This is a genomic window from Xenorhabdus entomophaga, from assembly GCF_037996725.1.
GTDB classification, from domain to species: Bacteria; Pseudomonadota; Gammaproteobacteria; order Enterobacterales; family Enterobacteriaceae; genus Xenorhabdus; species Xenorhabdus khoisanae.
The window spans coordinates 19,026-27,194 of sequence record NZ_JBBMXH010000066.1; the positions used below are offsets into that span (position 1 = coordinate 19,026).

Consider the following 8,169-nt stretch of genomic DNA (forward strand, 5'->3'; position numbering starts at 1 on the left):
ATGTCTTCCGTAAATACAGTTTCCGTAAATTCAATGAATAACCCAATCTTTCCAGAGCAATTGATAGGACAAAGCATCGCAAAATTACGTGAGCGGTTACCCGAGTTGCTGGCTCGTCCTCATACATCCGAGCAAGTGCTGGATTGTGCACAACGTTTCGCGGATTATCTGTCCAATCTGGATGATCATCCCCTGTTTGATGCGCAAGCCCGAAAGGCACTCAGCGCTTTCTGCCAACGTCAGGCGCTAGAAACCAAACTGGAGCGGGAACTTGGAAAAAATGCCTTTTCACTGCGTCGATTCGATTATAATCAGAATCGCTATGAGGCTTGGAAACCTCTGGGATTAGTCGTCCATATTACCCCCTCTAATGCTGCACTACTGCCTTTTATGGCTGTTATCGAAAGTCTGTTGGTCGGTAATATCAACTGGTTGCGTCCCAGCAGCAGCGATAATGGGTTTAGTTCGCAACTGTTAGCAGAATTCTTGGCACACGATATTTCAGGTGATTTAGCTGATCGGGTAGCAGTATTACCGTTGCCTGTAACACAACTGGCAGAATTATTGAATCAGGCTGATGCTGTTTCTGCCTGGGGGGGCGATTATTCTCTGGCATCCATTCGTACCCAGCTACCAACCGGTTGTCGCTGGATAGATTGGGGGCACCGCATCAGTTTTGCCTGGCTAAGCCCCGAAGCCATTGATGATACCCTGTTAGATGCCTTGGCTGATGATATTTGCCGTTTTGATCAGCAAGCCTGTTCCAGTCCGCAATGCCTGCTGGTCGATAGTGATGATCCAAACGTTTTACAGCATGTCGGACAACGCATGGCTGCCGCTCTGAAACGTCGTTCCGGGTTACATCCGGCATTAAAACCGGATATTCAGGAAGCGGCTGAAATTACAACCCAGACTGCTTTTCAACAACTCGATCTCTCTTTTACGCAGGTAAACGGCGAAGTCTGGCAAGCAGACGGATGGCGGGTGATCTGGCGACATGAAGAAGAACTGGCTGCGTCCCCTCTGTTCCGCACATTGCAGGTACGCCCGGCTCCGCGCCAACGCCTGTGCTCTATTCTGCAACCTTGGCGTAATCACCTGCAAACCTGTGCGTTGATGACTCGTCAGGAATCAATAACCGGGATGAGCCATGCGCTGTTCGCAGCCGGTATTAGCCGTATCACGCCGGCGGGTCAGATGCATGATGGTTATAGCGGTGAGCCGCACGATGGTGTTTATGCGCTATCGCGCCTGACTAAACGAGTCTCAGTCAGTCTGGCCCCAGATTTAATGGCAGGTTGTGCCCATCTTGATATTCCGCCATCGCGTCCACATGAGCTGGAAAATCTGCCTGTCATGAATAAATCCGATTTTCATGCGCTGGTTCCGAATGAAAAATCCCGTCTGTTTTTCCGCAGCGGTGGCAGTAGCGGTGAGCCTAAACTGGCTGCATATAGCTATCAGGATTATCACCGGCAAATGCAGGCTGCGGCTGATGGCGTATTCGCTTCAGGGATTGAACCCGCGACCGATCGGGTGATGAATCTGTTGTACGGCGGAAAATTGTATGGCGGCATGATGAGCTTTTTCACCATTCTGGATAAATTGGGAGTAGCCCAATATCCAATGGGTGGCCCTGCCGATAATGATTTCAGTGAAATCGCCGATTTTATCGTACAACAACGTATTAATACGCTGGTGGGAATGCCAAGCACGTTGCATCGGTTATTCCTGAATGAGGAAGCTAAACTGCGTCAATATGGCGGTATTCGTAAGCTGTTTTTGGGTGGTGAACACCTGAATATGAGCCAGCGACATTTCCTGACCGGCTTTGGCGTTACCCTGATACGTTCAACCATTTACGGTACAGTGGATGCCGGCCCTGTAGGTCATGGATGTGCCGCCAGCGAGGACGGTGTTTTCCATTTAATGGCCGATACTCAATGGCTGGAAATCCTCAATATCGATAATGATCAACCCGTTGCTGATGGTGAAACAGGCCGTCTGGTGTTTACTTCCCTGCATCGTGAGGCTCAGCCTGTCCAACGTTATGATTTGGGCGATCTCGGTTGCTGGATCAATCAACCCTGTTCTTGTGGCCTTTCTTCCCCCCGCTTTCGTTTGAAGGGACGCAGTGGTGCTTTATTACGTGTAGGCAGCATTTTTGTCAATCTGGCAGATTTGTCTCAGCAACTGGGATTACCCGTGCAATGGATAATCGAGCATGACAGCAACGGCATTGATAGCATTCAGCTATTGGTTGATGGTTCCGATCCAGCCGCAGTACGCTGGCGTTTATTACAGGATGCAAAACTCGCCGAAGTGGTTAATGGAAACCTACTGAATTTAGATGTTATTTCCACACCCGCCATTCAGTTCCGCCAAAATATGCACAGCGGAAAATCACCATTATTCATTGACTTGCGTAAATATTAAGTGAGTAAAATTCAGATGATGACCAGAACAGCATTGATTGATTTGCTCCAACATGCACGCGGGCACTCTGCTTATTACAAAGCACTTTACCAGTCCGTTCCCGAGAACTGGACGTTGAAAGATTTGCCACTCGTGGAGCCCAGTGATTACTGGGCACATTCAAGCGATTTACAAACATGGCCGGTATTGACTGCACCACTGGCAGGCGGTCATGTATATAAAACGGGTGGCTCAACCAGCGATGGACGATTGTCAGTTTTCAGCCAACAGGAGTGGAAAGCATTTATTCACGCCTTTGGGCAAGGTATTGCCCGCCAGTTGAAGGCTGGGGATCGTGTCGCCAACCTGTTTTTTGCCGGTGATCTGTATACCAGCTTCATATTTATCCACGGCGCATTGTCAAATTCGCCACTCCCAATATTGGAATATCCTTTTACCTGCAAGGTTGAAGATGATTTGCTGGTTAACAATATTCAACTGCATAACATCAATGTGCTGGCGGGTGTACCCGTTCAGTTAATCCGACTTGCTCATTATCTGAAAGATACAGGACAAACATTGCCGATGGTGGAAACCATTTTGTACGGTGGAGAGAGCCTGTTTGATTCACAGATAGCTATCATACAGCAGGTTTTTCCTAATGCGCGTTTGGGATCAATAGGCTGTGCCAGTGTTGATGCCGGCCTGATCGGCTTTGCTGATCCTGAGTGTCAACAAGGAGAGCATCGGGTATTTGAAGAAGACACAATTATCGAAATCGTGGATGAACTTACTCATCAGCCAATCACGACTCCGGGTAAATGCGGCCTGCTCGTTGTCACCAACCTGCAACGAAAACTCATGCCGGTGATCCGCTATCCGACTGGCGATATGGCTTGCTGGTGTGAGCCAGAACAGATGCACCGCAAGTTCGCCCTGCAAGGGCGGGCTAATCAAGGCTACCGTATCCGGTTTGGCACACTGTCATTATTCCCTGATGATTTAGCCGCACAACTATCGCAGCAGACGGAGCTTCTGGCCTGGCAACTAGAGCTAAGTCAGGAGGCAGGGGAAGACAAAATCAGACTGTTGGTGGCAAGTCTTCAAACTGTCGATACCGACAAGATACGCCATAGGGTACTGACAGCTTTTCCTAACCTGACCAAGGCCAACATACATCAAAGTATGTTGGAGATTGTACAAATCAATATCGATGGTATGTATACGCACCCACGATCAGGAAAATTGCAGCGAGTTGTGGATCTGCGTAGTTATAACTAAAGGTTGAAATCGATGACTATCTTCCCTTCCGCTATTCAGATTAGAAGTTACCAGTCGGGTGATGATAAAAAGATCAGCCAACTATTTCGTGAAATCTACGGCGACTCGTATGTCTATCCTGATATTTATCTGCCAAGGCTCATTGATGATAATCAAGTCACGGGGCAATGGTATTCTGCCTTAGCGTTTCATCAGGGGCGGTTCATCGGTCATGCTGCACTGGTTAAAGATGCGGTGCAGCAAAACCATGCAGAACTTGCACTCATCGCCGTAGATCCCAATTTTCAGGGCTATGGTGTGGCTAAGTCTCTGGGCAGCTATTTATGCCGCTATGCAAAAGAGCTGAGTTATAATTTATTAACGATAAAACAGGTATGTTCTCATCCGAAAAGCCAGTATATCGCCCGGAACTTAGGCTTTTATTCGACAGCACTGATGCTGGATTATGTCGATTCGCCATTTGGGCTGCCTGAGCCTGAAAGTATCGTTCAGGGCATTTTGCCGCTTAAGTCGTTGCCCTTGCCTAAACTGAACTGGCCGCAACCCTGGCAGAACTGGGTTACCCGGATAAGCCAATATGTGGGTGAGTCATCCCCAAGTGCACAGCAAGCCTGTCGTCGTTACCTTACTTCGGAGCCGTTTGCCATTAAAAAATCCGGTCGACGTCTGGAGATCACACTCTATGAGGTTCATTCTGATTTTTTATCGGAAGTGATCGATTTTCCAACCGGACAGTTAATTTATTTAAAACTGCCAGCATGTGAAGAATCTCTGGAATTGTATCCACAGCTCAAAAAAGGAGGCTTCCGCTTCGCAGGATTATGCCCCGATACACATGATGGGTGGTTTTTACTATGGTTAAGAGGCTATCAGATAGCGCCATATCAATTTCATGACTCAGGAACCCAGCATCTCTATCAAATGGAATTAGGGGTATAGATAAACGCATCCTAAATTTGATTAAAAAAACACTTTACAAATGATATTGAGAACGATTATCATTCTTAACACTTTCAGTGCACCACCTTCAGGGTCCATGTGAAAGTACGACATTGCTCACATTGCTTCCAGTGTTTACTTTTTATAAGCCAGCTTATTTTGCTGGCTTTTTTTTTGCCCGATCTTATCTTGTTCATTATTCAAAATGTTTCGTTCTTTCAACTAGATTACAGAGAACAAACGCAGTGAGCCGAACAATCTCATTTTTTAATCATTCGCTATATGACCTTGTTTTTTTTATGACGTTTCACATGTGGAAAAGCAACTCCCATTTTTCTTTGTTCAACTAATGGCGATAACTGCATTTCACGAACATTTTGTGGTGTACAGTCAACTAACATAGCGATGATATTAAGAGGTATAAAATGCCCCTTACATAACTCCAACACGATGGAATCTATTATCTCATTAGGCAGACGTTTCTTCTTTCTGGCTGGCTGAGAAATCTCTTTTAATTCATTCTGTAATATACGTTTAATAAAAAATATTCATAGGTGAACAGGGTGAACAGTTTTATTCCTAATTATTTAATAAGGTGGGTTAGATAAAATAGTTTCTCTGGCAGGTGTTTTTTCAGCATTCCATGCTACCGGGCTAATACATTAGCCCGGTAGCATGGAGAAGACAAGCGCAGCGCGTCAGTGTGGATTAGATCCGTTGTATTACGTGAAATTGAAATAACGTAATAATCTGATTTTATTTAAGAAGAGATGTTAATCACAATTTTTCTGATGTGCTTCTATTCGTGGTTGTATGTATAAATAATTCTATTATACCCTGCTCTCCATTGTACCAAAAATGTGCAATAGTAATTTTTTTATTAAATTATTTTTACTATTCAGGCAGTAATTAAGGATTGATACACCAAAAGATTATGGAGAGTACACATGAGCAGGGTAATGGATAAAATCAATCAACTACTTGATCGCTCAGGTTTAACATTCACACTGATCACAGAAAATTTACCCGAACACACTTTCGCAGTTGTCGATTTTTCGCTTCATGAGTCACTGTCTTCCCCTTTTCGGCTGGAAACCACACTGACCTGTAAAACCCCGGAGATTAACTTTGCCGATGTTCTCGACAGAAGTGCCGCTTTTGCCGTGCATCGCAACGGGCAAGTTGAACGGCAAATCACCGGCATGGTGACGCATTTTTCACTGCAATCCACCGGACGCCATCGCAGCCACTACCATATCACCATTCAACCCCCTTTATGGCGCGCATCATTACGGGTCAATAGCCGGATTTTCCAAAATCAGTCCGTGATGGATATTGTGGAAAGCCTGCTCAGAGAAAATGGGGTGCGGAATTTTTTCTTTGCGCTCGGTTATAAACATCCGCCGAGAGAGTTCTGTGTTCAGTACGATGAAAGCGATTTGGCCTTTATCCAGCGCTTACTGGCTGATGAGGGTATTTTTTACTATTTCACTTTCGATCAGGAACAGCACGAGCAACGCATTGTGTTTCACGATTCCTGCCTGTCTCTTAATCAGGTGATTAGCGTCCCCTATCGCCCAGAAACCGATGTGACGGGAGAAACAACCTGTATCCGCCAATTTAGCTGGTCAGAGCGCGTTGGTGTGGCCAATATCACGACCAAAGACAGAACGTTTAAAAATCCACGCTGGAACCGGGAATTCTGGTATGAAGGGCGCAATCTTGACAATCAGCGAATACTGAACAGCTATCATTATTATGATTTCCCCAGCCGCTATAAAGATGACGAACTGGGACAACGGGCAAGTCAGTATCGTCTGGAATACCTGCGCCGGGACACTCAGCTTGGTAACGGTCATGGTGACTGTTTTGCCATGTGGCCGGGGCAGTTATTTAACCTGATGGATCACCCCAGAGAGGCTTTTAACAACCAATGGCAATTAATTCAGATAACCCATTCAGGTCAACAACCACAAGCCGATGAAACTCAGTCAGGCGGCAGCGGTACGTGGCTATCTAACCAATTTACTTTCACCACCCGAAAAAACTCCTACCGACCTTCCCCCTACCCGAAACCCCAAATGGAAGGCCCACATATTGCCACGGTTGTGGGGCCGGAAGGTGAAGAAATCTTCTGTGACGAACACGGGCGCGTCCGTATCCAGTTTGACTGGGACAGATTCGGTGAATTTAATGACCGCAGTTCTTGCTGGGTGCGAGTCAGTCAGGCTTGGGCAGGGCAATTAATGGGCATGATTGCCATTCCCCGTATTGGTCATGAAGTATTAGTCGATTTTGTCCACGGCGATCCCGACCAGCCGATTATTGTCGGGCGGGCTTATCACGCCAACAACATTCCACCAAACCGCCTGCCTATGGCGAAAACCCAGATGTCGATCCGTTCGAAAACCCATAAAGGAGAAGGATTTAACGAATTACGCTTTGAAGATGAGAAAGATCGTGAAGAAGTCTTTATTCATGCTCAGAAAAACCTCGCCATTCAGGTGCGTAATTCACGCGGGGAACGCATTAACTATGACCGGACAACCAGCATTGGTCATGATGATGAACTGGTGATAGCCAATAACCGCAAGGTGACCGTAGAAGGTCAACAGGATCATAAAACCACGGGCAATTATATTGAGCAGATTGACGGTGACCGTTCGTTACAGCTCAAAGGCGATCTGGCTGAAAAAATTCAGGGGGTAGTTAGTGTGGATGCACAGGGCGATCTCACCCTGCAAAGTGGCAGCAAAATCACATTAAATGTCGGTGGAAACTTTGTTGTGCTTCACGCCGGTGGTATCGATATCAAAGGTGCGGCAATTAATCTGAACTCCGGTGGAAGCCCCGGTGATTTGCTGGCGCCCGCTAACCCCGCAATCCTGCTGGCCGCAGCAAGCAAAGGCTCCATGTTTGTTGCCCACTGCCCCATGAAAGAGAAGGAGACGCAGGAATGAGTCAGGAAAAACTCTACGCCATTATTGATGGTGCCGCAGAATCCGATCTTTTTTTAATGCTGGAACGCTATGACCCACCTTCTGCCTGTCTTTATGGTGAACCTCTCCAGCCAGAACTGGTGGAAATTTCCCCTTATCTGGTACAGGTCACTGAAGAGGTCAAAATCTGGCTGGAATGTCGCAAAACCCCGTGGGGCATTTTTGTGCACAGTACGGCGGACATGAAAACCGTGCGTCAGCATTTACGAAAATATCTGCAAGTTCTGCTTCCCCAACAGGAAAAACCGGTCTTTTTCCGTTTTTATGATCCCCGCAATATCTGGGATTTTCTGGGGGTATTGAGTGACTGGGAAGTGCATTGTTTTTTGGGGCCAATCACGCGGATCACAACACTTTACCTTGAAGAAGAACGCACGGATAACTTTGTAAAAATCAGAGAACCTTTTCCTAATAATGCTAAGGGGAAATCATATACAGGATCTTAAGCAGTAACCGTATATTTTAGATAGAAAAAAGGCTTCATTTATGATCTGATAATCGTCGCCAAACTAATATCAAAATCAAGGATGAAGCC

5 protein-coding genes are annotated in these 8,169 nt (G+C 46.3%); all 5 read left to right on the forward strand.

Annotation, left to right across the window (positions count from 1 at the left end):
• Positions 1 to 2,436: an acyl-CoA reductase gene (locus tag AAC854_RS14200; RefSeq protein ID WP_340617677.1), complete on the forward strand. Its 2,436-nt coding sequence runs from the start codon at positions 1 to 3 to the stop codon at positions 2,434 to 2,436.
• Positions 2,437 to 2,451: 15 nt separating this feature from the next.
• Entirely contained in the window at positions 2,452 to 3,696 is a 1,245-nt protein-coding gene (locus AAC854_RS14205) for a phenylacetate--CoA ligase family protein (protein WP_340617678.1), read from the forward strand.
• A gap of 12 nt (positions 3,697 to 3,708) precedes the next feature.
• Positions 3,709 to 4,635, forward strand: coding sequence for a GNAT family N-acetyltransferase (locus AAC854_RS14210; RefSeq protein ID WP_340617679.1), 927 nt, complete (start codon positions 3,709 to 3,711; stop codon positions 4,633 to 4,635).
• A 947-nt stretch (positions 4,636 to 5,582) separates the two neighbouring features.
• The gene (locus tag AAC854_RS14215; RefSeq protein ID WP_340617680.1) at positions 5,583 to 7,595 is read left to right on the forward strand and encodes a type VI secretion system Vgr family protein; all 2,013 of its coding nucleotides are present in this window, start codon (positions 5,583 to 5,585) and stop codon (positions 7,593 to 7,595) included.
• Entirely contained in the window at positions 7,592 to 8,080 is a 489-nt protein-coding gene (locus AAC854_RS14220; protein ID WP_340617681.1) for a DUF4123 domain-containing protein, read from the forward strand. Before AAC854_RS14215 ends, AAC854_RS14220 begins: the two co-directional genes overlap by 4 nt.
• Positions 8,081 to 8,169: the final 89 nt, after the last annotated feature.